The 25,048-nt window shown below is 59.2% G+C and carries 28 protein-coding genes; 12 read left to right on the forward strand and 16 right to left on the reverse strand.

The genetic code is table 11. The features are described from left to right. Positions 1 to 203: 203 nt before the first annotated feature. Positions 204 to 1,112 (reverse strand): DUF535 family protein, encoded by a 909-nt coding sequence (locus MC50_RS23480; RefSeq protein ID WP_032687244.1) that lies wholly within the window; start codon positions 1,110 to 1,112, stop codon positions 204 to 206. 310 nt (positions 1,113 to 1,422) lie between these two features. Here MC50_RS23480 and MC50_RS23485 point away from each other — a divergent pair, with 310 nt between their 5' ends. Next, positions 1,423 to 1,563: a hypothetical protein gene (locus tag MC50_RS23485; protein WP_004862935.1), complete on the forward strand. Its 141-nt coding sequence runs from the start codon at positions 1,423 to 1,425 to the stop codon at positions 1,561 to 1,563. Between the two features lie 43 nt (positions 1,564 to 1,606). Here the strand turns inward: MC50_RS23485 and MC50_RS23490 are convergent, their stop codons facing one another. Next, the gene (locus MC50_RS23490) at positions 1,607 to 2,497 is read right to left on the reverse strand and encodes a LysR family transcriptional regulator (protein WP_004862938.1); all 891 of its coding nucleotides are present in this window, start codon (positions 2,495 to 2,497) and stop codon (positions 1,607 to 1,609) included. A gap of 142 nt (positions 2,498 to 2,639) precedes the next feature. On the opposite strand from MC50_RS23490, the gene MC50_RS23495 reads away from it, so the two are divergent. The 7 genes from MC50_RS23495 (at position 2,640) to MC50_RS28955 (ending at position 8,716) form a co-directional block, all read left to right on the forward strand. After that, entirely contained in the window at positions 2,640 to 3,347 is a 708-nt protein-coding gene (locus MC50_RS23495) for a CoA transferase subunit A (RefSeq protein WP_032687242.1), read from the forward strand. A gap of 2 nt (positions 3,348 to 3,349) precedes the next feature. Beyond that, on the forward strand, positions 3,350 to 4,006 hold the full coding sequence (locus MC50_RS23500; RefSeq protein ID WP_032699603.1) for a CoA transferase subunit B: 657 nt from the start codon (positions 3,350 to 3,352) through the stop codon (positions 4,004 to 4,006). 9 nt (positions 4,007 to 4,015) lie between these two features. Next, positions 4,016 to 5,197, forward strand: a complete 1,182-nt coding sequence (locus MC50_RS23505; RefSeq protein ID WP_047665039.1) for an acetyl-CoA C-acetyltransferase — start codon at positions 4,016 to 4,018, stop codon at positions 5,195 to 5,197. Between the two features lie 11 nt (positions 5,198 to 5,208). After that, positions 5,209 to 6,132, forward strand: coding sequence for a 3-hydroxyacyl-CoA dehydrogenase family protein (locus tag MC50_RS23510; protein ID WP_047665040.1), 924 nt, complete (start codon positions 5,209 to 5,211; stop codon positions 6,130 to 6,132). A 43-nt stretch (positions 6,133 to 6,175) separates the two neighbouring features. Next, positions 6,176 to 7,570 (forward strand): GntP family permease, encoded by a 1,395-nt coding sequence (locus MC50_RS23515; protein WP_206615442.1) that lies wholly within the window; start codon positions 6,176 to 6,178, stop codon positions 7,568 to 7,570. Between the two features lie 38 nt (positions 7,571 to 7,608). Beyond that, positions 7,609 to 8,379, forward strand: coding sequence for a 3-hydroxybutyrate dehydrogenase (locus MC50_RS23520; RefSeq protein WP_046852324.1), 771 nt, complete (start codon positions 7,609 to 7,611; stop codon positions 8,377 to 8,379). A gap of 166 nt (positions 8,380 to 8,545) precedes the next feature. Next, on the forward strand, positions 8,546 to 8,716 hold the full coding sequence (locus MC50_RS28955) for a YnfU family zinc-binding protein (RefSeq protein WP_213084092.1): 171 nt from the start codon (positions 8,546 to 8,548) through the stop codon (positions 8,714 to 8,716). 222 nt (positions 8,717 to 8,938) lie between these two features. Here MC50_RS28955 and cspE read toward each other — a convergent pair whose 3' ends face one another. Beyond that, the gene (cspE, locus tag MC50_RS23525; protein ID WP_004862963.1) at positions 8,939 to 9,154 is read right to left on the reverse strand and encodes a transcription antiterminator/RNA stability regulator CspE; all 216 of its coding nucleotides are present in this window, start codon (positions 9,152 to 9,154) and stop codon (positions 8,939 to 8,941) included. A gap of 299 nt (positions 9,155 to 9,453) precedes the next feature. Between cspE and cspF the strand changes: the two genes are divergently transcribed. Next, the gene (gene cspF, locus MC50_RS23530; protein ID WP_032687233.1) at positions 9,454 to 9,666 is read left to right on the forward strand and encodes a cold shock-like protein CspF; all 213 of its coding nucleotides are present in this window, start codon (positions 9,454 to 9,456) and stop codon (positions 9,664 to 9,666) included. 46 nt (positions 9,667 to 9,712) lie between these two features. On the opposite strand, the gene MC50_RS23535 is transcribed toward cspF, so the two are convergent. Beyond that, positions 9,713 to 10,585 carry a LysR family transcriptional regulator gene (locus tag MC50_RS23535; protein WP_032687232.1) on the reverse strand — a complete coding sequence of 291 codons (873 nt, stop codon included), beginning with the start codon at positions 10,583 to 10,585 and terminating at the stop codon, positions 9,713 to 9,715. A gap of 106 nt (positions 10,586 to 10,691) precedes the next feature. On the opposite strand from MC50_RS23535, the gene budA reads away from it, so the two are divergent. From budA to MC50_RS23550, 3 genes are read left to right on the forward strand one after another with little or no spacing between them, the layout of a single operon-like run. Further along, on the forward strand, positions 10,692 to 11,471 hold the full coding sequence (gene budA / locus MC50_RS23540) for an acetolactate decarboxylase (protein WP_032697317.1): 780 nt from the start codon (positions 10,692 to 10,694) through the stop codon (positions 11,469 to 11,471). 10 nt (positions 11,472 to 11,481) lie between these two features. Then, positions 11,482 to 13,161, forward strand: coding sequence for an acetolactate synthase AlsS (gene alsS / locus MC50_RS23545; protein WP_047665041.1), 1,680 nt, complete (start codon positions 11,482 to 11,484; stop codon positions 13,159 to 13,161). Between the two features lie 23 nt (positions 13,162 to 13,184). After that, on the forward strand, positions 13,185 to 13,955 hold the full coding sequence (locus MC50_RS23550; RefSeq protein ID WP_032687228.1) for a (S)-acetoin forming diacetyl reductase: 771 nt from the start codon (positions 13,185 to 13,187) through the stop codon (positions 13,953 to 13,955). A 127-nt stretch (positions 13,956 to 14,082) separates the two neighbouring features. Here the strand turns inward: MC50_RS23550 and ccmI are convergent, their stop codons facing one another. The 12 genes from ccmI to MC50_RS23610 form a co-directional block, all read right to left on the reverse strand. Then, positions 14,083 to 14,940 carry a c-type cytochrome biogenesis protein CcmI gene (gene ccmI, locus MC50_RS23555; protein ID WP_047665043.1) on the reverse strand — a complete coding sequence of 286 codons (858 nt, stop codon included), beginning with the start codon at positions 14,938 to 14,940 and terminating at the stop codon, positions 14,083 to 14,085. Beyond that, a complete protein-coding gene (locus tag MC50_RS23560) occupies positions 14,940 to 15,383 on the reverse strand; it encodes a cytochrome c-type biogenesis protein (RefSeq protein ID WP_160873517.1) in 444 nt (147 codons plus the stop codon). The genes ccmI and MC50_RS23560 overlap by 1 nt, the downstream gene beginning before the upstream one ends. Positions 15,384 to 15,391: 8 nt before the next feature. After that, the gene (locus MC50_RS23565) at positions 15,392 to 15,949 is read right to left on the reverse strand and encodes a DsbE family thiol:disulfide interchange protein (protein WP_046852320.1); all 558 of its coding nucleotides are present in this window, start codon (positions 15,947 to 15,949) and stop codon (positions 15,392 to 15,394) included. Continuing rightward, entirely contained in the window at positions 15,946 to 17,898 is a 1,953-nt protein-coding gene (locus MC50_RS23570; protein WP_047665045.1) for a heme lyase CcmF/NrfE family subunit, read from the reverse strand. The genes MC50_RS23565 and MC50_RS23570 overlap by 4 nt, the downstream gene beginning before the upstream one ends. Then, on the reverse strand, positions 17,895 to 18,353 hold the full coding sequence (ccmE, locus tag MC50_RS23575; RefSeq protein ID WP_032697323.1) for a cytochrome c maturation protein CcmE: 459 nt from the start codon (positions 18,351 to 18,353) through the stop codon (positions 17,895 to 17,897). Before ccmE ends, MC50_RS23570 begins: the two co-directional genes overlap by 4 nt. Then, entirely contained in the window at positions 18,337 to 18,570 is a 234-nt protein-coding gene (gene ccmD / locus MC50_RS23580; RefSeq protein WP_047665047.1) for a heme exporter protein CcmD, read from the reverse strand. Before ccmD ends, ccmE begins: the two co-directional genes overlap by 17 nt. After that, positions 18,567 to 19,310 carry a heme ABC transporter permease gene (locus MC50_RS23585; RefSeq protein ID WP_032687219.1) on the reverse strand — a complete coding sequence of 248 codons (744 nt, stop codon included), beginning with the start codon at positions 19,308 to 19,310 and terminating at the stop codon, positions 18,567 to 18,569. The genes ccmD and MC50_RS23585 overlap by 4 nt, the downstream gene beginning before the upstream one ends. Before the next feature lie 53 nt (positions 19,311 to 19,363). After that, complete coding sequence (gene ccmB, locus MC50_RS23590) at positions 19,364 to 20,023, reverse strand: heme exporter protein CcmB (protein ID WP_047665048.1); 660 nt, start codon at positions 20,021 to 20,023, stop codon at positions 19,364 to 19,366. Continuing rightward, positions 20,020 to 20,643, reverse strand: coding sequence for a cytochrome c biogenesis heme-transporting ATPase CcmA (ccmA, locus tag MC50_RS23595; RefSeq protein ID WP_047665050.1), 624 nt, complete (start codon positions 20,641 to 20,643; stop codon positions 20,020 to 20,022). The genes ccmB and ccmA overlap by 4 nt, the downstream gene beginning before the upstream one ends. 83 nt (positions 20,644 to 20,726) lie before the next feature. After that, complete coding sequence (locus MC50_RS23600; RefSeq protein ID WP_162180089.1) at positions 20,727 to 22,070, reverse strand: cytochrome c; 1,344 nt, start codon at positions 22,068 to 22,070, stop codon at positions 20,727 to 20,729. Between the two features lie 10 nt (positions 22,071 to 22,080). After that, positions 22,081 to 23,865, reverse strand: coding sequence for a GMC family oxidoreductase (locus tag MC50_RS23605; protein WP_032697326.1), 1,785 nt, complete (start codon positions 23,863 to 23,865; stop codon positions 22,081 to 22,083). A gap of 2 nt (positions 23,866 to 23,867) precedes the next feature. Next, a complete protein-coding gene (locus tag MC50_RS23610; protein WP_032687216.1) occupies positions 23,868 to 24,614 on the reverse strand; it encodes a gluconate 2-dehydrogenase subunit 3 family protein in 747 nt (248 codons plus the stop codon). Positions 24,615 to 25,048: the final 434 nt, after the last annotated feature.

A 25,048-nucleotide genomic window follows, 5' to 3' on the forward strand; every position in this document is an offset into this window, starting at 1 on the left:
GCGAAGAACGTAATAAAGTATATGGATTTGTAAAAGTTATGTAAAACAATCCAGCATTAAATGTTTAAAATTTTTTAATTTATAAACGGAAGTTGCAGCGGCGAACGCTGATAAAGCGCGTGATAAATAAGCAGAGGAAGATAAACGGGCGGGAGATGGCTGGCCAACAGCCCCCTGCGGGCCAGCACACCGGTAGGTGCAAATTAGTTTACGGGCCGCGACCCGCTGATTTGCCGTAGAGCAGCCTTCATTTCCAGCTGCGCCAGCTCCTTCAAACCTTCGCGTTTGATAAACTGACTGCGATGTTTGCTTTTGACCTCTTCTATACTTTTTTTGATCTCCTGCGGCGGTAATTTATACCAGCCGCGACGATGTTTTTCGCCCCCGACTTCCAGCCACAGCGCAGAGTAACTGGTTTGTACTTTCTCGCTTTTGACGTGAAAATCGGAGTCGATGGCATAGATCTCTTTAATATCGCTGTGCTGTAGAAAACCATAGAGCAGAGAAATAATTAAATTTTTCGGTCGGGTGCCGTGCAGCTCTTTGGTCAGCACTTTAATTTCATCATTGGCAATATCTTTCCCTCCCTGAATGCCGCCTATATAAGCCCGGCCATCTTCGGTGCAAGAAAAACAGATGCTGTAAATGCGTTTTCCATCCTGAAGCATTAATAGCATCAGTTCGCCCTCCTCCTGAAAAGGCGAAGCCAGCAGTTTTACCGCAATGTGGCTACCGTTTTTCAACGGAATTTCCGCCACGGTCAGCCCGTACTCTACCACGTTATACAGCTGCGGCAGTGCGTCTGCGCTAAAGGTTTTTTCGATAAAAATCAAGGCGCCATGGGCAATATCCAGCTTGGCTCTTCTTGACATTTTTTTATTTAAATAGGCTTTGAACGGCTTATCCTGAAAACTCACCAGCCCCTGCGTTGCACCGGTTAATCTGGCGCAAACATATTTATCACAAAGCTCTTGATATTCCTTATACTTTCCCCCTGCGAGAGGTATTTCTCTGCATTTTCGTAAGACCTTTTTATATTTGAGTTTAATTTGACAAATCAATTTATTATTTTTTCGCCATTCTTTGATGGCAACTGTTGCTGTTTGAGCCATTGATCAAGATCCATAGAATCAACCATAATCGTGGCCATAATATCATAAATAGTTCAAGTCAACGCTTGATTAGTGAGTCGTTGTCCTTTCATTTAATAAATAGGCAGATAATCATTCTTTCGCTTTATAATTAAAGGCAGGGAGATGTCAACTCTTATTATTGGCAGTCTCTTGTGGCGTCAGATGAAAAATATCAGGTGGCGCCACGCTATTACCGCTCTGTGCGGTAACGGGGCGCCCAGGGTTCATCCTGCCGTGGTTTTGCTCTATAATCTGACCACAGTCAAAAGTGAACTAAAGTGGGTAACTCATGGAAATTGATCTCGACAATCTGGTCTTCAGCGGTCTGGAAGAAGCGCAAGAGCGCAATGCCGAACGCCTTGAAGATGCTGACAAAAAAGCCGAAGCGATCGTTGCCGATGATGATTGTGGCGACGCCTGCAAAATCTGATTCCTGAACCGGCTAACCACGCCGGTTTTTTTTCGCCCGTCAGTCAAGCCGTAAATGCCCCCTTCAGCGTGCCCAGCAACGCCTGCGCCGCCTTCGACAGCTGCAGATGACCGGCATGAATCACCCCGACACACTTCTCAATCGGCGGGTTATCCAGCGGCAGGCATACGGCGCCCAGCGCCTGCATCTGCGACTGGCAGAGCGCCGGAACGGCGCTGCCGCCGAGGCCGCTGGCCACCATTCTGCCCACCGTCACCAGCTGATGGCTCTCCAGCGCAACATCCAGTTGACGGCCGCTGCGCGCCAGTTCCTCTTCCAGCATCAGGCGGACCGCCGAAGGCCGCTGCAGCGTAATGAAATCCAGCGTCAACAGCTCGCGCCAGGAGAGACGATGTTTACCGGCCAGGGGCGATGATTTCGGCACAATCGCGATAAAACGGTCCACGCCCAGCGGCGTAAACAGCAGATTATTGGTCGGCGCCGGCTCAAAAGCGATGCCCATCTCCACCCGCCCTTCACGAACCATTTCGATCACCTGCTCGTTAATCACATCGTGAACGGTCACGTTAATCCCGGCATAGCGATCGCGAAAAGCTTTCAACACCTCGGGCAGGACGTTTGCCGCAAACGAGGGCATGGCCGCGATCGAGATTTTGCCGCGCTGCAGGGTAAAGCTCTGGCGCATCGCCTCTTCGGCGTTATCCCAGTCGGCCAGCAGCTGGCGGGCCATCGGTAAAAAGATCTCCCCCTCCTGAGTCAGCGTCACCCGGCGGGTGCTGCGTTGCAGCAATGCGCCGCCGAGTCCCTCCTCCAGTCCTTTGATGGTCAGACTGAGGGCCGGCTGCGAAATATTCAGCCGCTCGCTGGCGTGGGCAAAATTCAGAGTGTGAGCTACCGCTAAAAACGCGCGTAACTGTTTGACACTCATTCTCATTTTTCATCCCGTTAACTAATTGAAAAAATTTAGTTAACAACAAATTAATAAGAAAACCCAATGAGTAGGTCACAAATTCAAAATTAACAAATCAGTCTGCGCCGCCAATGATAGCCCCATCGCAAGCCAGCAGAGGTGAATCATGGCAGGACTGGATAAACGCGTCGCCAGCTACGAAGCGGCGCTGGAAGGGTTAACGGACGGTATGACCGTGCTGGCCGGCGGTTTTGGCCTGTGCGGCATTCCGGAAAATCTGATTGCCGAAGTCAAACGCCGGAACGTACAGGGGCTGACGGTGGTATCAAATAACTGCGGCGTCGACGGTTTCGGCCTCGGCATCCTGCTGGAGACGCGCCAGGTCCGCAAAGTCGTGGCCTCGTATGTCGGTGAAAACGTCCTCTTTGCGCAGCAGGCGCTCAGCGGCGAACTGCAGGTGGAGCTGACCCCACAAGGCACGCTGGCGGAGAAAGTTCGCGCCGGCGGCGCAGGCATCCCCGGCTTTTACACCGCCACCGGCTACGGTACGCCGGTGGCGGAAGGGAAAGAGGTGCGCCAGTTTGCCGGTAAGCCCTACATCCTCGAAGAGGCCATCACCGGCGACTTCGCTCTCGTTAAAGGCTGGAAGGCAGACTGGTACGGCAACGTTATCTATCGCCACACGGCGCAAAACTTTAATCCGCTGATGGCCGCCGCCGGGCGCATTACGGTGGTCGAGGTAGAAGAGATCGTCCCGCCGGGCGAACTTCCGCCCTCTTCGATCCACACCCCCGGCATCTACGTCGACCGGCTGATCGCCGGCCAGTTCGAGAAACGCATCGAACAGCGCACGCTGCGCGCAGGGAGCCTCTGATTATGCTGACTCGCGAACAAATGGCCATCCGCGTCGCCCGGGAGCTGCGCGATGGCGACTACGTCAATCTCGGTATTGGCATCCCGACGCTGGTCGCCAACTACATCCCGGCAGGCATTGACGTCATGCTGCAATCCGAAAACGGCCTGCTCGGCATGGGCGGTTTTCCGCACGAGTCGGAGCTCGATGCCGACATGATCAACGCCGGGAAACAGACGGTCACCGCCCGGACCGGCGCGGCGATTTTCGATTCCGCCCAGTCCTTCGCCATGATTCGCGGCGGCCATGTCGATCTGACCGTTCTCGGCGCCTTTGAAGTTGACGTTGAGGGCAATATCGCCTCGTGGATGATCCCGGGGAAAATGGTGAAAGGCATGGGCGGAGCCATGGATCTGGTGGCCGGGGCGCAAAACATCATCGTGGTAATGACCCACGCTGCGAAAAACGGCGAATCCAAACTCCTGCCGCGCTGTACCTTACCGCTGACCGGCGTCGGCTGTATCCAGCGGGTGCTAACCGACCTCGCCCTGCTGGAGATACGCGACGGGGCTTTCGTCCTGCGCGAATACGCGCCGGGCGTCACCCCCGACGAAATTATGCGTAAAACCGCCGGACGCCTGATTGTCCCGGACGACGTCTGTGAAATGCGGTTCAACTGAGGAGGCAACATGCAAGAAGTGGTGATTGTTGGTGCGGTCAGAACGCCCATCGGCAGCTTTCGCGGCGTATTTTCCACGCTTTCCGCCGTTGACCTCGGCGCCGGAGTCGTGCGCAGTCTGCTGGCCCGCTGCTCGCTGCCGGCAACGGCAGTCGACGAGCTGATTTTCGGCCAGGTTTTAACCGCCAGCTGCGGGCAGAATCCGGCGCGTCAGACGGCCTTGCGCGCCGGTCTGCCGGTCAGCTGTCCGGCAGTGACGGTGAATCTGGTGTGCGGTTCCGGGCTGAAAGCCGTACAGCAAGCGGTGCAGGCGATCCGCAGCGGCGACGCCCAGGTGGTCATCGCCGGTGGTCAGGAGAGCATGAGCAATGCCCCCTATCTGATTGACGGCGCCCGTGCCGGGCTGCGCGTCGGCCATCGCAGCATGCAAGACAGTATGATTCAGGACGGCCTGTGGGACGCCTTCAATGACTATCACATGGGGGTGACGGCAGAGAATCTCGCCGACCGCTATGCCATCGATCGCCAACGGCAGGACGCCTTTGCCGCCGGTTCACAACAGAAAGCGGCGGCAGCGATCGAAGCGGGCCGTTTTGAGCAAGAGATCGTGCCGGTGGTCGTCAGACAGGGAAAGCAACCGCCGCAGACCATTACCCGCGACGAGCAGCCCCGTCCGGCCACCACGCCAGAGCAGCTGGCGCAGCTGCGCCCTGCGTTCCGCGTGGAAAACGGCACCGTCACCGCCGGCAACGCCTCTGCGCTCAACGACGGCGCGGCGGCGGTACTCCTGATGAGCGCCGACAAAGCCCGGGAGCTGGGGCTGCCGGTACTGGGACGCATTGTCAGCAGCGCCGTGACGGGCGTCGATCCGGCGGTCATGGGGATTGGCCCCGTCAGCGCCTGCGAGATGGCGCTGGCACGGGCCGGATGGCGGCTCGACGAGGTGGATTTAATTGAGGCTAACGAGGCTTTTGCCGTTCAGGCGCTGGCCGTTGGCCAGTCTCTGGGCTGGGAGAGCAGCAAAGTCAACGTCAACGGCGGCGCCATTGCCCTCGGCCACCCTATCGGCGCCTCCGGCTGCCGGATCCTCGTCACCCTGCTGCATGAAATGCAGCGCCGGAGCGCCAGTAAAGGGCTTGCCACTCTCTGCGTCGGCGGCGGACAGGGTATCGCCATGACCATCGCACGTTAACAGGAGTCACTATGTATAAACCAACGCTGGCGGTGCTCGGCGCCGGACTGATGGGTATCGGTATCGCCTGCCACTTTGCTCGCCACGGCCACCGGGTACGGCTGTACGATACCGACCCGTCGCGTCTGGCAGAAGTCCCTGCCGTTGCCGCCGCTATTTTGCATGAACTGCAGGAGAGCGGACAATTTGATGCCGCCCACCAGCAGGCGGTTCTGGCGCGCTTAGCCGGGACCACCAGCCTCAGCGATCTGGCGGAATCTACGCTGCTGATAGAGGCGATTCCTGAACGTCTGCCGCTCAAACATGCGCTGTACGCGCAGCTGGAAACGCTGATTGCCGACGATGCGATCATTGCCAGCAACACCAGCGGCCTGCCGCCGGATAGCCTTGCGGCGGGCATGCGCCATCCGCAGCGACTATTAATCGCCCACTTCTGGCACCCGCCGCACTTTATTCCGCTGGTGGAGGTGGTGCCCGGCAGCGTCACGCGCCCGGAGCTCCCCGCCCTGGTGAGCGACTTTTTCACCCGCGCGGCGCTGGAAGCGGTGGTGCTTCAGCGTGCGGCGCCGGGGTTTGTTGGCAACCGCCTGCAGTTCGCTCTGCTGCGCGAGGCGCTGCATATCGTACACAGCGGTATCGCCTCGCCGGAAGTGGTCGATCGGGTGATGCGCGCTTCCCTCGGCCGCCGCTACGCGATGGTCGGTCCTCTGGAAGCGGCCGATATGACCGGGCTGGCGACGGTGCTGGATATTTGTCAGCACCTGCTGCCAGAGCTGGCCGGCGACGCGCAAATGATGGAACTGGTCGCGGAAAAAGTCGCCAGGGGCGAGACCGGCGCGCGCAGCGGGCAAGGATTTTATCGCTGGGATACTGCGCGGATGGCCCGTATCCAGTCGCGTCGGCAGCACCTCCTGCGCTATGCCCTGAAACCGTAGCTTCTCGAACTGTAGCCAACAATAACAATGAGCGTGAGGTGTCGTGATGAGTGTTTTGATTGCCCTGGCCGCGCTGGCATTACTGATGCTGGCGGCCTATCGAGGATATAGCGTTATCCTCTTTGCCCCTATCGCCGCCCTCGGCGCAGTGCTGCTCACCGACCCCGGCGCAGTAGGACCGACCTTTACCGGTCTGTTTATGGAAAAAATGGTCGGGTTTGTAAAGCTCTACTTCCCGGTGTTTCTGCTGGGCGCGGTGTTCGGCAAGCTGATCGAGCTGGCGGGCTTCTCGCGCGCCATCGTCGCCGCCGCCATTCAGATCCTCGGCCGACGTCACGCCATCCCGGTTATCGTGCTGGTTTGCGCCCTGTTAACCTATGGCGGCGTCTCGCTGTTTGTGGTGGCCTTTGCGGTCTACCCTTTTGCCGCCGAACTGTTCCGCCAGAGCGCTATCCCCAAACGGCTGATTCCGGCCACCGTTGCGCTGGGCGCGTTTTCCTTCACCATGGATGCCCTGCCCGGGACGCCGCAGATCCAGAACATTATTCCCACCAGTTTCTTTGGCACCAACGCCTGGGCGGCTCCCTGGCTTGGCACGATCGGTTCGCTGTTTATCATCACCTTTGGTCTGCTATGGCTGGAACGTCAACGCCGTAAAGCCCAGCACGCGGGAGAAGGTTACGGCACGGATTTGCAAAACGAACCGGACACGCCGGACAACATCAACCTTCCTCATCCGCTGATTGCCATTGCCCCGCTGCTGCTGGTGGGGATCCTGAACCTGCTGTTTACCCGCTGGATCCCGCGATGGTACGGTACCACTCACGAGCTGGTTTTGCCGGGACTGGCGAAGCCTATCGTCACCGAAGTGGGTAAAATCACCGCGATCTGGGCCGTTGAAGCAGCGCTGCTGGCTGGCATTGTCGTGGTGCTAATCTTCGGTTTTCACAATATCCGCGGGCGTCTGGCGGAAGGCAGTCGCACCGCCGTTAGCGGCGCCATTCTCGCGGCGATGAATACGGCATCGGAATATGGTTTTGGCGCCGTCATTGCCGCGCTGCCCGGTTTTCTGGTTTTGTCAAAGGCGCTGACGGCCATTCCCAACCCGCTGCTGAATGAAGCCATCAGCGTGACGGTGCTGGCGGGCATTACCGGCTCCGCATCGGGCGGGATGAGTATCGCCCTGGCGGCGATGTCGGAGACCTTTATCGCTGCCGCCCACGCCGCCGATATTCCGCTGGAGGTATTGCATCGCGTAGCCTCGATGGCCAGCGGCGGCATGGATACGTTGCCGCATAATGGCGCGGTCATTACCCTGCTGGCGATCACTGGCCTCAGCCATCGTCAGGCCTACGGCGGCATTTTTGCCATTACCCTGATTAAAAGTCTGGCGGTTCTGTTTGTCATTGCCGTCTTCTATTTAACCGGCATTGTCTGATGCGACAATATATAACCGGCTTCACGAAGGAAAACACCATGAATCTGAACGGAAAGGTGGCGCTGGTCACCGGCTCAACAAGCGGTATCGGTTTAGGGATCGCGAAGGTACTGGCAAAATCCGGCGCGCAGCTGATCCTAAACGGCTTTGGCGACAGCGCATCCGCACGCGCGGAAGTGGCGCAGATCGGCAAAACCCCGGGCTATCACGATGCCGACCTGCGCGATGTGCAGCAGATTGAAGCGATGATGGCCTACGCCGAAGCGGAATTTGGCGGCGTAGATATTGTGATTAATAACGCCGGGATCCAGCACGTGGCCCCGGTGGAGCATTTCGCCGTAGAGAAGTGGAACGATATTATAGCCATCAATCTCTCCAGCGTCTTTCACACCAGTCGTCTGGCGCTCCCCGGGATGCGGGCGCGTAACTGGGGGCGCATTATCAATATTGCCTCGGTTCACGGTCTGGTGGCCTCGAAGGATAAGTCAGCCTACGTCGCAGCCAAACACGGCGTGATCGGCCTGAGTAAAACGCTGGCGCTGGAGACCGCCAGAACCGGCGTGACCTGCAATGCGATTTGCCCTGGCTGGGTGTTAACCCCGCTGGTACAGCAGCAGATCGATAAACGCATCGCTGAAGGTTGCGATCCGCACCAGGCCCGCGAACAGCTGCTGGCGGAAAAGCAGCCCTCCGGCGAGTTTGTCACCCCGGAACAGCTGGGTGAACTGGCGCTGTTTCTCTGTAGTGAAGGTGCAGCCCAGGTGCGCGGCGCGGCATGGAACATGGACGGCGGCTGGGTCGCGCAATAACCGACAACCTGCTCAGGAGGCGCCCGTTCCTTCTGAGCAGCGCCTCATTTTTTTCGGCGGAATATTTCCCTGCCGTCGGTTTATTTTCGGCAAAAGACAATGAGTTCGGGCTATTTATTTAATAATGATGTATGGTTTCAGGCCATTAAATCAGGAAGGAAATCATATGTCAGATCGAAAAGATGCCAAAAGCCGCCGTAATTATCTTGTAAAATGCACCTGCCCTAATTGCTCCCAGGATTCAGAACACAGCTTCAGCCGAGTACAAAAAGGCGCCCAGCTCATTTGCCCCTACTGCCACAAACTCTTCCAGACAACAGCAAAAAATGCTGCTTAATCTCTAGATGCCAGACGCTGATTGTTCCACGAAATCCAACACTGATTAGATTATTCTTATCATCTTGAATGAATGGCACAATCGGTTGTTATTTTTTTGGCAAATAGAAAACCCGCACAATGGCGGGTTTTAAATAAATCTATTCTGTCTGTTACCCTGGTAAATCTGTCTACTCAGGCTGCGCCGTCTTCGTTATCGCAGACCCACCAGCGTTCAGCATACTTATCCTACGATCGAAACGTTTGTCGCCGCCGGGCCTTTCGCGCCGCTGCCGACCACAAACTCGACCTTTTGCCCTTCAAACAGGGTGCGGAAGTCTTCGCTTTGAATGGCAGAAAAGTGGACGAAGATGTCCTTGCTGCCATCGGCCGGCGTAATGAAGCCGAAGCCTTTATCTGCGTTAAACCATTTGACTAAACCAGTCATTTTATTCGACATTCGATATTCCTTTTTATGAGCCCTTAATCGGCAAACTGGTTTGCGCTACAGAATCAACTTAACACTTAATGGAGGGACTCAAGGAAGGAGGTATCAGCGATAACGCCTGGAAATGAGGACTGCTTTAGTGAACTGCTTTCTGTCTTACAAACCGACCAGGCTATTAAGGCACAGGGGATATTTATTAGCAAGGTTTATTTTAGCCGTCCGGAAGCCTGCTCCGGTAAGAAATTAAATCAATAGCTTTATTGTTCGATTAAGGTATAGTGCGCCGGTACTTATTTTCCCAAGGATTTTATTTGTTCCAAAAAATGACAGGCATTGTCAAAGCGTTTGATAATAAAACCGGCAAAGGCCTTATAATTCCCTCCGATGGTCGTAAAGACGTTCAGGTCCATATTTCTGCATTATCCCCTGGTGAATCAGCAACCATAATCCCGGGTATTCGCGTTGAATTTCGCCGGGTCAACGGCCTGCGCGGTCCGACGGCGGCAAACGTCTACCTTTCATAGTCACAGCCCGACCACTGATGACGGCCCCGATAGCAGACCGGGGCGGCTAAAACATCTCCAGAAAACGTTTTACCGTTCGCGATCGTTCGAATCGTCGCCACGCAATCGCAATATCGGTCGTCACCGGCGTCCCCGACAGCGGGCGATAGATTACCTCGGGATGGTGGATACAGGTCATCGACTGCGGCACCAGCGCAAAACCGAATCCGGCAGCCACCATGCTTAAGGAGGAGGAGAGTTGCGAAGATTGTCTCGCCTGACGCATATCGATGCCCGCGCGCAAACAGCTATTAAAGACCTGCTCATACAGCCCCGGGGCCACCTCGCGCGGAAACAGAATCGGCGCGGTCTCCTGCAGTTGCACCAGCGGCAGCATGGCCTCACCGGCAAGCGGGTGGTCACGGTGCAGGGCGATAACCATCGGCTCCACATCGATAATGCGCAGATTAAACGCTTTACTGCTTTCGCACGGCAGGCGCACAAAGGCGATATCCAGCTCCCCTTCCCCCAGCGCGCTCATCAGCGCCGCCATGTTGCCCTCGACCTGACGCAGGGTGACCGCCGGATAGCGGAGCTGAAACTGGCGCAGCAGCGCGAAAATCTGCGGATGAAAAGCATTAGAACTGGTGATGCCTAACGCCAGCCTACCGTTCATCCCGCGGGCGATACCTTTGGTCTTTTCCAGCGCCGCGTCGCTAAGAGCGAGGATCTGGCAGGCATCTTCATAAAACGATTCTCCCGCTTCCGTCAGCTCAATTCCCCGCGTCAGACGGCGCAGCAGCGGCGTGCCAATTTCTCTCTCAAGCCGCTGAATTTGCTGACTTAATGGCGGCTGAGAAATACCAAGATCCCTGGCGGCGCGGGTGAAATTTCGCGCCTCAGCCACGGCGACAAAATAGCGTAGATAACGAAGTTCCATATCAAAAACGTCTCAAACCAGCATGCTTTCTATATTGGAACTGAGAGCTGAATCGGGTCAACAATTATTTAATCTTTCTTATATTTGTTGAGCGAGGACGTCTCTGATGACCCATTCTTCTGCATGTACCTGCCAGCAAAGCCTGTGTGAAACCGTACGCGGGTTTTCCGCCCAGCAGCCTGATAACGTGCTCTATCAGACCTCTTTGATGAGCGCGCTCCTGAGCGGCGTCTATGAGGGCAATACCACCATCGCCGATCTGCTTACCCACGGCGACTTCGGTCTCGGAACCTTTAACGAACTCGACGGCGAGCTGATCGCCTTCAGCAGCGAGGTCTACCAGCTGCGCGCCGACGGCAGCGCACGCAAAGCCCGCGGGGAACAAAAGACGCCGTTCGCGGTGATGACCTGGTTTCGGCCGCAGCACCGCGTCAGCTTCGACCATCCGGTAAACCGCCAGCAGTTGCATGAGATCATCGACCGGCAGATCCCCTCCGACAATCTGTTCTGCGCCCTGCATATCGACGGCCACTTTCGTCACGCCCATACCCGGACCGTCCCCCGGCAGACTCCCCCCTACCGGGCGATGACCGATGTTCTGGACGACCAGCCGGTGTTCCGCTTCAACCAGCGTAAAGGGATACTGGTCGGTTTTCGCACCCCGCAGCATATGCAGGGAATTAACGTTGCCGGGTATCACGAACATTTCATCACCGACGATCGTCAGGGCGGCGGCCATCTGCTGGATTACCAGCTCGATAGCGGCGTGCTGACTTTCGGCGAAATCCACAAGCTGCTGATTGACCTCCCGGCCGACAGCGCTTTCCTGCAGGCCGATTTGCATCCTGACAATCTCGACGCCGCCATTCGCGCGGTAGAAAATTAAGGAGCTTCATATGGACAATCAACGTCACGAACGCCAGTGGGCGCACGGCGCGGATATGATAGTCAGTCAGCTTGAGGCCCAGGGGGTACGCCAGGTCTTCGGCATCCCCGGCGCGAAAATAGATAAAGTCTTCGATTCGCTACTGGACTCCACCATCCGGATTATTCCCGTGCGCCACGAAGCTAACGCCGCGTTTATGGCCGCGGCAGTCGGCCGACTGACCGGTAAAGCGGGCGTCGCGCTGGTCACCTCCGGCCCTGGCTGTTCGAATCTGATTACCGGCATGGCCACCGCTAACAGCGAGGGCGATCCGGTGGTCGCGCTGGGTGGCGCGGTTAAGCGGGCGGATAAGGCAAAACTGGTCCATCAAAGCATGGATACCGTGGCGATGTTCAGCCCGGTGACCAAATATGCCGTGGAAGTGACCGCCTCCGACGCGCTGGCGGAAGTTGTCTCCAACGCTTTCCGCGCCGCCGAGCAGGGGCGCCCGGGCAGCGCCTTTATCAGCCTGCCGCAGGATGTTGTCGATCAACCTACCCGCGGCGCGATTCTCCCGGTCGGCAACGCCCCGCAAATGGGCGCGGCCCCTGACGAGGCTATCGAGAAGGTCGCGCAGATGATCGCCGCCGCCAAAAACCCGATTTTCCTGCTCGGGCTGATGGCCAGCCAGCCGGAAAACAGCCATGCCCTGCAGCAGCTGCTCGAGCAGAGTCATATTCCGGTCACCAGTACCTACCAGGCCGCCGGGGCGGTCAATCAGCAGCACTTTGCGCGCTTCGCTGGCCGGGTTGGACTGTTTAACAACCAGGCCGGCGACCGCCTGCTCCACCTCGCCGACCTGATCATCTGCATCGGCTACAGCCCGGTCGAGTATGAACCGGCGATGTGGAACGGCGGCGACGCGACGCTGGTCCATATCGACGTGCTGCCCGCTTATGAAGAGCGTAACTACACCCCCGATATCGAGCTGGTGGGTGATATCGCCGCGACGCTGAACAAACTGACCCGGCGCATCAGCCATAAGCTGGTGTTAACTCCGCAGGCGGCGGAGATCCTCACCGATCGCCAGCATCAGCGCGAGCTGCTCGACCGCCGCGGCGCGCAGCTGAATCAATTTGCCCTTCATCCGCTGCGCATCGTGCGGGCAATGCAGGATATCGTCAACAGCGATGTCACCCTCACCGTCGACATGGGCAGCTTCCATATCTGGATCGCCCGCTATCTGTACAGCTTCCGCGCCCGCCAGGTGATGATTTCCAATGGTCAGCAGACGATGGGCGTCGCGCTGCCGTGGGCAATCGGCGCGTGGCTGGTCAATCCGCAGCGCAAAGTGGTCTCGGTCTCCGGCGACGGCGGGTTCCTGCAATCCAGCATGGAGCTGGAGACCGCCGTCCGACTGCAGGCCAATATCCTGCATATCATCTGGGTCGACAACGGTTACAACATGGTGGCGATTCAGGAACAGAAAAAATACCAGCGCCTCTCCGGCGTGGAGTTCGGCCCGGTTGATTTCAAAGCCTACGCCGAATCGTTCGGGGCTAAAGGCTTTGCGGTGGCGAGCGCCGACGCGCTGGAGCCGACGCTGCGTGCCGCCATGGACGTCGATGGCCCGGCGGTGGTCGCCATTCCGGTCGACTACCGCGATAACCCTCTGCTGATGGGGCAACTCCATCTCAGCCAAATACTTTGAGTCACTACAAAAAGGAAAGGAATATGCAAAAAGTCGCACTTGTCACCGGCGCCGCTCAGGGCATCGGTAAAGCTATCGCGCTGCGCCTGGTTAAAGACGGATTTGCCGTGGCCATTGCCGATTACAACGATACCGCAGCGAAAGCCGTGGCCGCCGAAATCAACCAGCACGGCGGCCGGGCGCTGGCGGTTAAGGTTGACGTCTCGCGCCGTGAACAGGTTTTCGCCGCCGTCGAACAGGCGCGTAAAACGTTGGGCGGTTTCCACGTTATCGTCAACAATGCCGGCATCGCCCCTTCGACGCCGATCGAAGCGATCGTCGAGGAGACCGTCGATAAGGTCTATAACATCAACGTCAAAGGCGTCATCTGGGGCATTCAGGCGGCGGTCGACGCCTTTAAAAAAGAGGGCCACGGCGGGAAAATTATCAACGCCTGTTCCCAGGCCGGGCACGTCGGCAATCCGGAACTGGCGGTCTACAGCTCGAGTAAATTCGCCGTACGCGGCCTGACCCAGACCGCTGCCCGCGACCTGGCGCCGCTGGGGATCACCGTTAACGGCTACTGTCCGGGGATCGTCAAAACGCCGATGTGGGCGGAGATCGATCGTCAGGTCTCGGAAGCCGCGGGCAAACCGCTGGGCTACGGTACCGCCGAGTTCGCGAAACGCATCACCCTCGGACGTTTGTCCGAACCTGAAGACGTCGCGGCCTGCGTGTCGTATCTGGCGAGCCCGGACTCTGACTATATGACCGGTCAGTCGTTACTGATCGATGGCGGGATGGTTTTTAACTAATTCCATGATGCTCTGACATGGTTTGCCCCTGCCGCGAGGCCGGGGCTTTTTTTTATCTGCCGGTCACGCTCACTCGGGCGCTAAACGCGCGCCCCGCAGCCCGGCGGGTAAGGGTTATCCCGGCCGATTAGCGCGCGCTCGCCTGCGCCTGCGCCTGCGCCTGCGCCAGCTGGCGTTCAATAGCCTGACGTCGCGCATCGTTCGCCGGCAATATTTCCAGCAGCTGTTGCAATGCCGCGACCGCCTGCGGGTAATTTTCGCTGCGCAGCGCGCTCAGCGCCAGCAGTTCCAGCACCGGCAGATTCTGCGGCTGCCGCTGATGCAGTTCGCGCAGCAGAAGTTCTGCCATCCGCAGCTGGCCGCTATCGCCGGCCCGCACCAGCACGCTGGCGTAATCGAATGTGGCCACCGGATCGTGCGCCGCCAGCTGATGGGCGCGGGCAAAGGCGCCGATCGCCGTCTCGCCGTCGTTGAGCAGCAGGGCAATGCGCCCCAGCAGCTGCCAGCCGGCAAGATAGTCAGGTTGATCCTGTAACTGGCTGCGCAGCCCGAGCCTGAGCTGAGCCAGTTGATCCATCCGCAGCGGCGGCGCCGTTGGGTCTTGCAGCTGGCGGAGCAGCGCGGGAGTTTGACGTTCCGCCTGTTGCCAGAGCAACACCTGACCAATATCGCTGGTTTTCAGGAAGATCCCGCAGCTCAACAGTACCAGCGCCACGGCGCCGGGCAGCAGCACCCAACGGCCGAGCGGGCGAACTTTAGCCGGCGTGGCATCGGGAATATCGGCCAGCAGCGTACGCTGCAGTTCAACCACCATCGCTTCCCGGTCGACAACGTTGTCCTCCTGCGCCAGCTCGTCGAGCCGCGTCTGGTACAGCGTCCGGTTCAGGCTATCGCGATCCGCCGCCGCCTCCCCCTGCCACGGAAAATACAGCAGCGCCAGCGCCCCGGCCAACATCAGTAGCGCCGGCAGTAAAAACAGGGTCATCAATCCTCTCCTTTGTTCAGTAACGCCGCCAGCCGCTGACGCTCTTGTTCACTCAGCGCAGCGCTTGCTCCGCCGCGACGTCGGGTTCGCGCCACCAGCAGCGCGACACCGGCGATAACAAACAGCCCCGGAACCAGCCACAACAGTAAGGTCCCGGCGGTCAACGGCGGTTCATAGCTGACGAAATGGCCGTAGCGCGCCACCATATAGGCGATGATTTGATCTTTGCTTTGCCCCTGCTGCATCAGCTCATAAACCTTCAGCCGCATATCGGCGGCAATCATCGCATTCGAGTCTGCGATGCTGTTGTTCTGGCACTTCGGACAGCGCAGCTGGGAGGTGATCTCGCGAAACGCCTGCTCCTGCGCTTCGTTTTTGAACTGCCAGGTGTCGATGGCGGCCAGCGCCTGGCCTGCGAGCAGCAGCGCCATCAGCGCCAGTATCCAGCGCCTCATGTTGCCGGCTCCTGCGTATATTTCAGCCACAGCGGCTGGAGCTGTTCGCGCCACACCCTGGCGTTCAGATCCCCGGCGTGACGCCAGCGAATAATGCCCTGGCCATCAATCAGAAAGGTTTCCGGCGCGCCATATACGCCCAGATCAAGGCCCAGCATACCGCTGCCGTCGAACAGACTCAGCGCATAGGGGTTGCCCAGACTGTCGAGCCAGGTCACCGCCTTCTGCCGGTCATCTTTGTAGTTCAGCCCGACGACGCGGACCCCCTGCCTGGCCAGCTCATTAAGGAACTGATGCTCGGCGCGACAGGTCGGGCACCAGGTGGCCCAGACGTTCAGCAGCAGCGGTTTCCCGTCGATCAGCGCCGCGCGGCTGTAAGTTTGTCCCGCCGTCGTCAACGCTTCAAGACGAAACTCAGGCAGCGGTTTGCCGATCAGCGCGGATTCGAGCATCGTCGGATCGTCGCCGTCGGCGTTACGCAACAGTTGCCAGAACAGCGCCATCGCCAGCAGCAGAAACAGCGCCAGCGGAATAAAAAGCAGCCTGCGGTTCATGGCGCCTCCTGCCGTTGTTTACGCATCCGGTAGCGCGGGTCGAGCATGCAGCACAGGCCGCCAAGCGCCATCAGGCCGCCGCCGAACCAAATCCAGCGCACGAACGGTTTGTAGTACAGACGCACCGCCCAGCTGCCATCCTCCAGCTCTTCCCCCAGCGCGGCATACAGATCGCGCGTCAAACCGCCGCCGATCGCCGCTTCGGTCATCATCATGCGGCTGGCGCTGTAGTACCGTTTTTCCGCGTACAGCGTGGCTTCCGGGCGACCGTTGCGCGTCACCGTAATCACCCCTTCGCCGCCGGTCCAGTTCGGGCCGACGATGTTGCGCACCCCGTCGAACACAAAGTGGTAGCGATGAATATCGATGCTATCGCCGGTTTTCATCCGCACGTCGCGCTCAATACTGTAGTTCTGGCTGAAGGTAATCCCGATGACGGTGACCGCCACGCCAACGTGGCCCAGCACCATTCCCCACTGGCTGCGCGAAATCACCCGCAGGCCGCGCCAGAAACCGTGCCGGTGGGTCGCCCGCTCATGGATTTCAATCAGGGCAAAGAGCAGTACCCAAATCGCCATCATCAGACCGAGAACCGCCATGGCGACAATCCGGTCCTGCAGCAGCCACGGCAGCAGCAGAGAAAGTGACAATGTCACCAATAGTGCCATCGCCAGCCGCTTAAGCTGCTTGCCCGGCTGGTCACGCCGCCAGCGGATCAACGGTCCCACTCCCAGCAGCAGCGCAAACGGCGCCATCAGCGCGGTGAACAGCAGGTTAAAGAAGGGTTCGCCGATCGAGATACTGCCAAGCCCCAGCTCTTTGTGCACCAGCGGCAGCAACGTGCCGAGCAGCACCACCAGCATGGCGGCGATCAGCAAAATATTGTTCCCCAGCAGAAACGACTCTCGCGACCACAGCGTATGTTCGACCCGCGCCCGCACCTGTCCCCCCTTCAGGGCATACAGCAGCAGCGATCCGCCGATAGCCACCACCAGCAACGCCAGAATAAACAGCCCGCGCGTCGGATCCGAGGCGAACGAATGGACCGACACCAGCACCCCGGAGCGCACCAGGAAGGTTCCCAGCAGGCACAGTGAAAAGGCGGCAATCGCCAGCAGCACGGTCCAGGCCCGGAAGCTCCCGCGTTTCTCGGTGACCGCCAGGGAGTGCAGCAGCGCCGTCCCCACCAGCCATGGCATAAACGAAGCGTTCTCCACCGGATCCCAGAACCACCAGCCGCCCCAGCCCAGCTCGTAGTAGGCCCAGGCAGAGCCCAGCACGATACCCAGAGTCAGAAACACCCATGCTGCCTGGGTCCACGGGCGCGACCAGCGCGCCCAGGCGGTATCCAGCCGTCCGGCGAGCAGCGAGGCAATCGCAAAGGCGAATGCCACCGAGAAGCCCACATAGCCCATATAAAGGATCGGCGGATGGAAAATCATGCCGATATCCTGCAGCAGCGGATTGAGGTCGCGACCATCGACCGGATAGAGCGGCAGCGTGCGGGCAAAAGGATTCGAGGTGAACAGAATAAACAGCAGAAAGCCGAAGGCGATGGTCCCCATCACCGCCAGCACCCGCGCTACGGCGTCCTGCGGCATCCGCCGACTGAACAGCGCCACCGCGAAAGTCCAGACGCTCAGCAGCAGCACCCACAGCAGCAGTGAGCCTTCATGGGCGCCCCAGGTCGCCGCGACCCGGTACCACACCGGCAGCGCGCTGTTCGAGTTATCCGCGACATAGCGTACGGTGAAATCATTGACCACGAAGGCATGGACCACCACGAGAAAGGCGCCCGCGACGCAGAAAAACAGCGCGCAGGCCAGGGGCCGCGCCAGCGCCATTAGCCGTGGGTCCTGCCGCGCAGCGCCCCATTGCGGATAAATGCCCAGCAGTAGCGCGAGGCCTGTCGCCAGGCACAATAGATAGTGCCCCAGTTCCGGCATCATGGTTGTTCTCCCTTCTTCTCCGGCTGCAGCGCCTCTTTCACTTCCGGCGGCGTATAGTTCTCATCGTGCTTCGCCAGCACCTGGCGGGCGGTAATGTGCCGATCGCCATCGAGCACCCCCTGGGCTACCACTCCCTGCCCCTCGCGGAACAGATCCGGCAGAATGCCCCGATAGCTAACCTCCACCACCCCGCGGGCGTCGTACAGGCGGAAACTGACGTCCAGGCTCTGCGGGTCACGCTTGACGCTGCCGGGCTGAACGTAGCCGCCAATCCGCAGGCGCTGGCCGTGATGTGGCCGCTGATGAGTTTCCGTTTTGCCATACAGGATCTCCCCCGGGGTGTAGAAAAGATCGATATTGGCGCTGAGGGCATACAGCGTCAGGCCAATGGTCAGCCCGAGGCCGACCAGCACCGCCAGCGCGATCCCAAGCCGGGTTTTACGACGCGTTTGCATCGCTGCCCTCCGCTTCTGTACGGCGGCGAGCGGCGACGATACGCCGCTCCCGGTCCTGCTGACGGCTCAGCTCACGGAACAGCGCCCGTCGCTGCCAGCAGGTATGCAGCGTCAGAAAACCGAAAATCAGCAGCGTCGCCGCCACCGCCAGCCAGACATACAATGCGTAGCCGCCCATAGCCAGAAAGGCGGCGGCAGATGAAAAGGCGGGGGTCATTTCTCCGCTCCTTTTGGGGCAGTAACCAGCGCCTGGACCCAGGGTCGACGCCGCTCCTGTAACAGAATCAAATTGCGCAGGCGCATCAGCGTCAGGGTGGCCACCAGGCTAAGGAAGGCCAGAATGCAGATTCGCAATGGCAGACGCATACTGGGGTCAATCGACTGTTGCATGTTGGTCGACCCTTGATGCAGCGTGTTCCACCAGATGACCGAATAGTGAATGACAGGCAGATTGACCACCCCCACCAGCACCAGAATACCGACCGCCCTGCCCGCAAGACGGCGATCGTCGAAAGCGTGCCAGAGAGCGATAATCCCGGCATAGAGAAACAGCAAAACCAGCTCCGAGGTCAGGCGCGCATCCCAGATCCACCACGTTCCCCACATCGGTTTCCCCCATGCCGCCCCGCTGACCAGGGCGATGGCCGTGCAGGCGGCGCCCACCGGCGCCAGCGCCGCCACCGTCAGATCGGCCATTTTCATCTGCCAGACCAGCCCCACAAAGGCGGCGACGGCCATTGCCAGATAGACGCCCATCGACCACATGGCCGCCGGGACATGCAGATACATAATCCGGTAGCTTTGCCCCTGCTGATAATCCGCCGGCGCGTAGACAAATCCCCACACCAGCCCCACCGCCAGCAGCAGCGCGCTCAAGGCCGTCAGCCAGGGAATACAGCGGCCGCACAGGCCGTACAGCCGTTCGGGTATCGCCAGTTGATGTAATGTTTTCCACATAACGTTTGCTCACACTACTGTTTTTATGGCTGCGGCAGCCTCGCCGCAGCGAATTATTGCACCGTCAGCCGTAATGCGGCGGCGGTGGCGAACGGACACAACGTGGCGCTGGCGGCTAAAAACGCCGCCAGAATCGCCAGATAACCATCCACCGGCAGCCCGGAGGCGCCAGCCTGAATGGCGCCGGTGGCAAAAATAAGCAGCGGAACCGACAGCGGCAGCACCAGCAAACTCAGCAGAACCCCGCCGCGCCGCAGCCCGACCGTCAGGCCAACCCCCACCGCACCGAAAAAACTCAGCGTCGGCGTCCCCAGCAGCAGGGTCAGCGCCAGTATGCCGGCATCGTGGGGCGCCATCCCCAGCAGCAGCGCCGCCAGCGGGGATACCACCAGCAGCGGCAGGCCGGTCATGACCCAATGGGCGAGCACCTTGACCAGTACCACCACCACCAGCGGTGTCGGCAGCAGCAGCAGTTGCTCAAGCGAACCGTCCTGCCAGTCGTCGTGAAACAGGCGGTCCATCACCAGCAGCGCCGCCAGCAGCGCGGCTACCCAGATGATGCCGGGCGCGATTTGCGTCAGCAGCTGCGGGTCGGCGCCGACGCCAAACGGAAACAGGGTGATCACCACCAGGAAAAACCACAGCGGATTGAGAATCTCTGCCCCGTTGCGCCATGCCAGACGCATTTCGCGGGCAAACAGCGTCCCTGTCATGCGTTTCCCTCCCTCCCGACGCCGAGCCTTAACGTACGCAGCGCGCAGGCCAGCGGACGCAGGGGCTGATGGGTGGTGAGAATCGCGCTGCCGCCCGCCAACACATGCTGCTCCAGTCGACGACTTAAGGTCTCAATCGCCGACGCGTCGAGCGCGGTAAACGGCTCGTCGAGGATCCACAGCGTCGCCGACGTCAACCACAGGCGGGTCAACGCCACCCGCCGCTGCTGTCCGGCCGACAGCTGGCTCAGCGGGACATCTTCATAACCCGCCAGCCCCATTTCGGCCAGCGCCGCTTCTCGCGTCTGCTGCCGGGAGTGCGGGAAGAAGAAATGCAAATTTTCGTCCGCGGTCAGCGCCGTTTTGACGCCGGGCTTATGCCCGAGCCACAGCAGCTGGCGATGAAACGCTTCGCGCACGCTCGCCAGCGGTTCGCCCTGCCAGCTCACCGTACCGCTTTCCGGACGCGCCAGGCCGCACAGCATCCGCAGCAGTGAGGTTTTCCCGGCGCCGTTATCGCCGGCCACCTGCAGGAGTTCACCTGGCCCGACCGTCAAGGTCAGCGCCTGGAACAGCACCCGGTCATCGAAGATGCCGCTCAGTCCTTGTGCATGCAGCATGAATGTACTCTCCTTGGTTCAGACCGCCGTTAGCGTCGACAATCCGTTCGGGATGCGCCACCCGGGCGGCGCATCCACGACGGTTACTGGCCGGAAACCGGCAGTTTCGAGATGTCGACGTTACCTGTCGCCTTCTCATCGCGCACGATCGACTTGTCCTTCCGCACTTTCGCCACATCGCTGGCGCTTACCGGCGGCGCGTTGTTCCCCCAGCTGGTGCGGATAAAGTTGACCACATCCGCCACCTGCTGGTCATCGAGACGCCAGCCGAACGAGGGCATGGTCAGATTAGAGACCGCATTTTTCACCGCCGGCGTGGTGCTGCCGGTGAGGATAATGTGGATGAGCGACGTCGCATCTTCGGTCTGCACAACCGGGTTGCCCTTCAGCGACGGGAAGGCGCGCTGGTAACCCACGCCATCGGTACGGTGGCAGGCCGCGCAGTTATCGACGTACAGCGCCGCGCCGGGCTTACTGTCATCGCCCTTCCACAGATCCTTCGCCACGCTGTCTTCTACCGGCGCGGGGGTCTGTTTTCCGCCACGCGGCGGCAGCGACTTCAGATAGCGGGCAATGGCGGTGATATCGTCATCAGAGAGATACTGCAGGCTGTGTTCCACAACATCGCTCATTCCCCCGAAGACCACGGACTTATCGTTACGCCCGGTTTTCAGGAACTCCGCCAGTTCGGCTTCGCTCCATGTGCCCAGGCCGTCGCGATTTTCGCCGCGCAGGCTGGAAGCGACCCAGCCGTCAATCGGCGCATTGCTGCCCGCCAGATAGTCGTCACCCTCGCTTTCGCTAAGCGCTTTTTCCTGCATCGTCAGGCTGCGCGGCGTGTGGCAGGCCCCACAGTGACCGAGCCCCTCGACCAGATAGCGCCCGCGTTCCAGCACCGGGTCGACCTGCGGATTCGCGACAAAATCAGCCGGCGTCGGAGCGAAGATCCCGCGCCAGAACGCCAGCGGCCAGCGCATTGACAGCGGCCACGGGATATCGCTATCGCGATTCGCCTCGGCCACCGGCGCCACCCCATGCATAAAGTAGGCGTACATCGCGCGCATATCCGCCTCGCTCACCCGAGCGAATGACGGGTACGGCATCGCCGGATAGAGGGTTGAGCCATCCTTGCGAACCCCTTTACGTACCGCATCGTCGAACTCCTCGAAGGTATAGCCGCCGATGCCGTGGACGCTGTCCGGGGTAATGTTAGTGGAGTAAATCGTGCCAATTGGCGTCTCCATCGCCAGGCCGCCGGCAAAAGGTTTCCCCTCTTTACCGTTGGTGTGACAGGCCACGCAGTCCCCGGCCCGCGCCAGATACTCGCCCTGCTGAATCAAATTGCTGTCCGCGGGAGCCTCTTCGGCAAACGCCGCACAGCTTAACGCACCGAGCACCAGTGCCGATAACCATTGCATTTTCATCATTTGCCTTCCTTTATGCCTGCACCAGTGGACCCGGGTTTTTCAGGTACCGTTCACGGATCGCTTTTGCTGACCAGTAGGCCAGCGCGGCCACCGTCCCGGTCGGGTTATAGCCCAGACCCTGCGGGAAGGCAGAGGCGCCGATAACAAAGACGTTGTGCACGTCCCAGCTTTGCAGATAGCGGTTCACCGCGCTGGTTTTCGGGTCTTCGCCCATCACCGCGCCGCCGTTCATATGGGTGGTCTGGTAGCTGGTGGTGTCAAAGTGGCTGTTGGCATTTTTCGGGCTGCCGAGCAGATATTTCGGCTTCATCGCTTTGGCGATCGGCGCCATCTTATCGAACATGAACTGCGCCATCTTGATGTCGTTTTCCTGCCAGTCAAAGGTCATGCGCAGCAGCGGCTGGCCGAAGACGTTTTTGTAGTTCGGGTCGAGATCGAGATAGTTCTGGCGATAGGACTGGTGCGCGCCGTGGGCGTCCATCGACAGATGATGGGTGTAGGTATCGGCAACCGCCGATTTCCACTTGCTGCCCCATGCCGGCGTCCCCGGAGGAACCGGTAGCCCGGAGACAGGCTTGGTCCCGGCCTGGTTGACCCAGAACGGCGAGCCGCCGACAAAGCCGGCCTCGGCATGGTCGAAGTTATCGGCGTTAAAGTCATCCACCCCGACACCGTTACCACCGGCGCCGATAAACGGGTTGGTAAAGGTATCCTTATCAAAAATAGCCTTGATGGTGGTCATATTCTGGTAGGCGAAGTTGCGACCCACCACCCCTTCACCGGTTTGCGGATCGTAGGGTTTACCGATGCCGGAGAGCAGCATCAGGTGAACATTGTGGAACTGGAAGGCGCCGACAATCACCAAATCTGCCGGCTGCTCCATTTCGCGCCCCTGGCCGTCGACGTAGGTCACGCCGGTGGCGCGCTGCTTATCGGCGGTCAGATTGACCTTCAGAACATTAGCGTTGGTGCGCAGCTCAAAGCGCTTTTCCTGGCGCAGCGCGGGCAGGATGTTGACGTTCGGCGAGGCTTTGGAATACATGTAGCAGGCGTAGCCGCTGCAGTAGCCGCAGAAGTTGCACGGTCCCATCTGCGCGCCGTAAGGGTTGGTGTAGGAGTCCGAGGTATTCGCCGACGGCAGATTGTAGGGGTGATAACCCACTTCCCGCGCCGCTTTCTCAAACAGCTGCGCCGACCAGGTGTTTTTCTGTGCCGGCAGCGGGAAGTCGTCCGAACGATCCGGCGCAAAGGCGTTGCCGCCGCGCCCTTTGCCGACGACCTGCCCCTTCACCGACCAGGCGGTACCGGAGGTGCCAAAGACCTTTTCGGCCTTATCGAAGAAGGGCTCCAGCTCGTCGTAGGTGACGCCGAAATCCTGAATAATCATATCCTGCGGGATAAAACCTTTGCCGTAGCGCTCTTCGTAGTGGCTGCGCATGCGCAGTTCTATCGGATCCACGCGGAAATGGACCCCGGACCAGTGCAGACCGGCGCCACCGACGCCGGTCCCCGGCAAAAAGGCCGCCAGCTGACGATACGGTACCGCCTGCTGGCTGGTGTTGTGACGAATAGTGACGGTGCTTTTCGACAGATCCTGGAACAACTTACGGCGAATATTGTAAGTCAGCTCGTCAACCACCTGCGGATAAGCACCGTCAGGCCAGGTATCGCGCATCGGGCCGCGCTCCAGCGCGACAACATTTAATCCGGCTTCGGTCAGCTCTTTGGCCATAATGGCGCCAACCCAGCCAAAGCCCACAATCGCGACGTCGGTTTTTTTCAGTACGGTGGCCATCGTTATGCCCTCTCCCCATTAATTGATACCGGCGGGAGGGGATAGCGTTCACCCCGTTCAACCCAGTCCATAAAGTCGGCGCGTGCGCCGGGAAAATTAATCAGCGTCCAGCCAACCATGCCTTTGTTACCGCCATGAATCGGATCGCTGAAGAAACCTTCGCGGGTGTTTTGCAGCAGATACGAGAAGAACAGCGAAGACGGCAGCTGTTTAAAGGCGGCGCTACCGGCTTCAAACTGGCTTAAGGCGGCATCCTGTTGTTCCGGGGTCAACCCGGCGAACGGCTGGTGATACTGGCCCTGGCACCATTCATCGGCGTCGGCAATCCCGAGGTTGTAAATCTGTTTGGGGACCAGCGGCAGCTGATAACCCATCTCTTTTGGCACATCGGGGTTAAACGGCCCCTGCATATACCAGATGGAACCGGTGGCATACGGAGTATTCATCTGACGGTCGATAAACTCCGGTACGCCGGCTTCGCGTGCGCCCGGCCCCAGCTCATCGGCCGGAATGAGGCGCGCTACCGCGGCGTTGATAAATGCCCACTCGCGCTCGTTAAAAAACTGCGGTTTCCACTCGCCGGTGGTCGCGGAAGCGGATCCGGCGGCAGGGGCACTCTCCGCCGCCTGCGCGGTAGCGGCGGCGGCAACCGCGCCGACGCTGCCGCTACCGATCACGACCGTTGGTATCAAAGCCATTGATTTTACTAAAAAATCACGCCTCGAATTATTGGTTTTTTCGCTCGACATTTTCACATTCCTGTCAATTAAGTTACTGATTTTGTTATTACAAGCCCAGCAAACGCCGCTTTGGAACCGATTCCAGAAAGATGCCGCTTTAGCGGACCTGCTGGCACGACGCCATTAAGTCGTACAAAAAATAAATCGCCACTGGCGATGATGTTTATAGAGTTATCGTTTGGATATTAGTCGATTCTCATACGCCGTCATGAAAAAAAGGAAAATATCCCTTTTCATTTACTAATCAGAACGCGTATTCAATATCCAGAGTGCAGAAATTGGGGGTGGAATCAGTTCCGGCACGGATCTGACCATCGCCTCAAAAAGAGTGACATGTGTCACAAATGTTGCTTTTTTGTTTATGGTACATGGCTGTCTTGCAGCGTGCAAACGTAAGATTCCGTAAAAAGTAGACAATTTGAGCGGTTAAATTTATTAATAAC

The organism is Klebsiella planticola, assembly GCF_000783935.2.
Classification (GTDB): domain Bacteria; phylum Pseudomonadota; class Gammaproteobacteria; order Enterobacterales; family Enterobacteriaceae; genus Klebsiella; species Klebsiella planticola.

Coding starts and splice junctions, on each gene's coding strand:
- ccmI (WP_047665043.1), bottom strand. CDS start 14,940: ATGACCCTGTTTTTACTGCCGGCGCTACTGATGTTGGCCGGGGCGCTG.
- MC50_RS23485 (WP_004862935.1), top strand. CDS start 1,423: ATGGAAATTGATCTCGACAATCTGGTCTTCAGCGGTCTGGAAGAAGCG.
- MC50_RS23570 (WP_047665045.1), bottom strand. CDS start 17,898: ATGATGCCGGAACTGGGGCACTATCTATTGTGCCTGGCGACAGGCCTC.
- budA (WP_032697317.1), top strand. CDS start 10,692: ATGACCCATTCTTCTGCATGTACCTGCCAGCAAAGCCTGTGTGAAACC.
- MC50_RS28955 (WP_213084092.1), top strand. CDS start 8,546: ATGTCAGATCGAAAAGATGCCAAAAGCCGCCGTAATTATCTTGTAAAA.
- MC50_RS23510 (WP_047665040.1), top strand. CDS start 5,209: ATGTATAAACCAACGCTGGCGGTGCTCGGCGCCGGACTGATGGGTATC.
- MC50_RS23535 (WP_032687232.1), bottom strand. CDS start 10,585: ATGGAACTTCGTTATCTACGCTATTTTGTCGCCGTGGCTGAGGCGCGA.
- MC50_RS23600 (WP_162180089.1), bottom strand. CDS start 22,070: ATGATGAAAATGCAATGGTTATCGGCACTGGTGCTCGGTGCGTTAAGC.
- MC50_RS23550 (WP_032687228.1), top strand. CDS start 13,185: ATGCAAAAAGTCGCACTTGTCACCGGCGCCGCTCAGGGCATCGGTAAA.
- MC50_RS23610 (WP_032687216.1), bottom strand. CDS start 24,614: ATGTCGAGCGAAAAAACCAATAATTCGAGGCGTGATTTTTTAGTAAAA.
- ccmB (WP_047665048.1), bottom strand. CDS start 20,023: ATGACAGGGACGCTGTTTGCCCGCGAAATGCGTCTGGCATGGCGCAAC.
- MC50_RS23500 (WP_032699603.1), top strand. CDS start 3,350: ATGCTGACTCGCGAACAAATGGCCATCCGCGTCGCCCGGGAGCTGCGC.
- alsS (WP_047665041.1), top strand. CDS start 11,482: ATGGACAATCAACGTCACGAACGCCAGTGGGCGCACGGCGCGGATATG.
- MC50_RS23495 (WP_032687242.1), top strand. CDS start 2,640: ATGGCAGGACTGGATAAACGCGTCGCCAGCTACGAAGCGGCGCTGGAA.
- cspE (WP_004862963.1), bottom strand. CDS start 9,154: ATGTCGAATAAAATGACTGGTTTAGTCAAATGGTTTAACGCAGATAAA.
- MC50_RS23505 (WP_047665039.1), top strand. CDS start 4,016: ATGCAAGAAGTGGTGATTGTTGGTGCGGTCAGAACGCCCATCGGCAGC.
- MC50_RS23520 (WP_046852324.1), top strand. CDS start 7,609: ATGAATCTGAACGGAAAGGTGGCGCTGGTCACCGGCTCAACAAGCGGT.
- ccmA (WP_047665050.1), bottom strand. CDS start 20,643: ATGCTGCATGCACAAGGACTGAGCGGCATCTTCGATGACCGGGTGCTG.
- MC50_RS23565 (WP_046852320.1), bottom strand. CDS start 15,949: ATGAACCGCAGGCTGCTTTTTATTCCGCTGGCGCTGTTTCTGCTGCTG.
- MC50_RS23605 (WP_032697326.1), bottom strand. CDS start 23,865: ATGGCCACCGTACTGAAAAAAACCGACGTCGCGATTGTGGGCTTTGGC.
- MC50_RS23585 (WP_032687219.1), bottom strand. CDS start 19,310: ATGTGGAAAACATTACATCAACTGGCGATACCCGAACGGCTGTACGGC.
- ccmD (WP_047665047.1), bottom strand. CDS start 18,570: ATGACCCCCGCCTTTTCATCTGCCGCCGCCTTTCTGGCTATGGGCGGC.
- ccmE (WP_032697323.1), bottom strand. CDS start 18,353: ATGCAAACGCGTCGTAAAACCCGGCTTGGGATCGCGCTGGCGGTGCTG.
- MC50_RS23490 (WP_004862938.1), bottom strand. CDS start 2,497: ATGAGAATGAGTGTCAAACAGTTACGCGCGTTTTTAGCGGTAGCTCAC.
- MC50_RS23480 (WP_032687244.1), bottom strand. CDS start 1,112: ATGGCTCAAACAGCAACAGTTGCCATCAAAGAATGGCGAAAAAATAAT.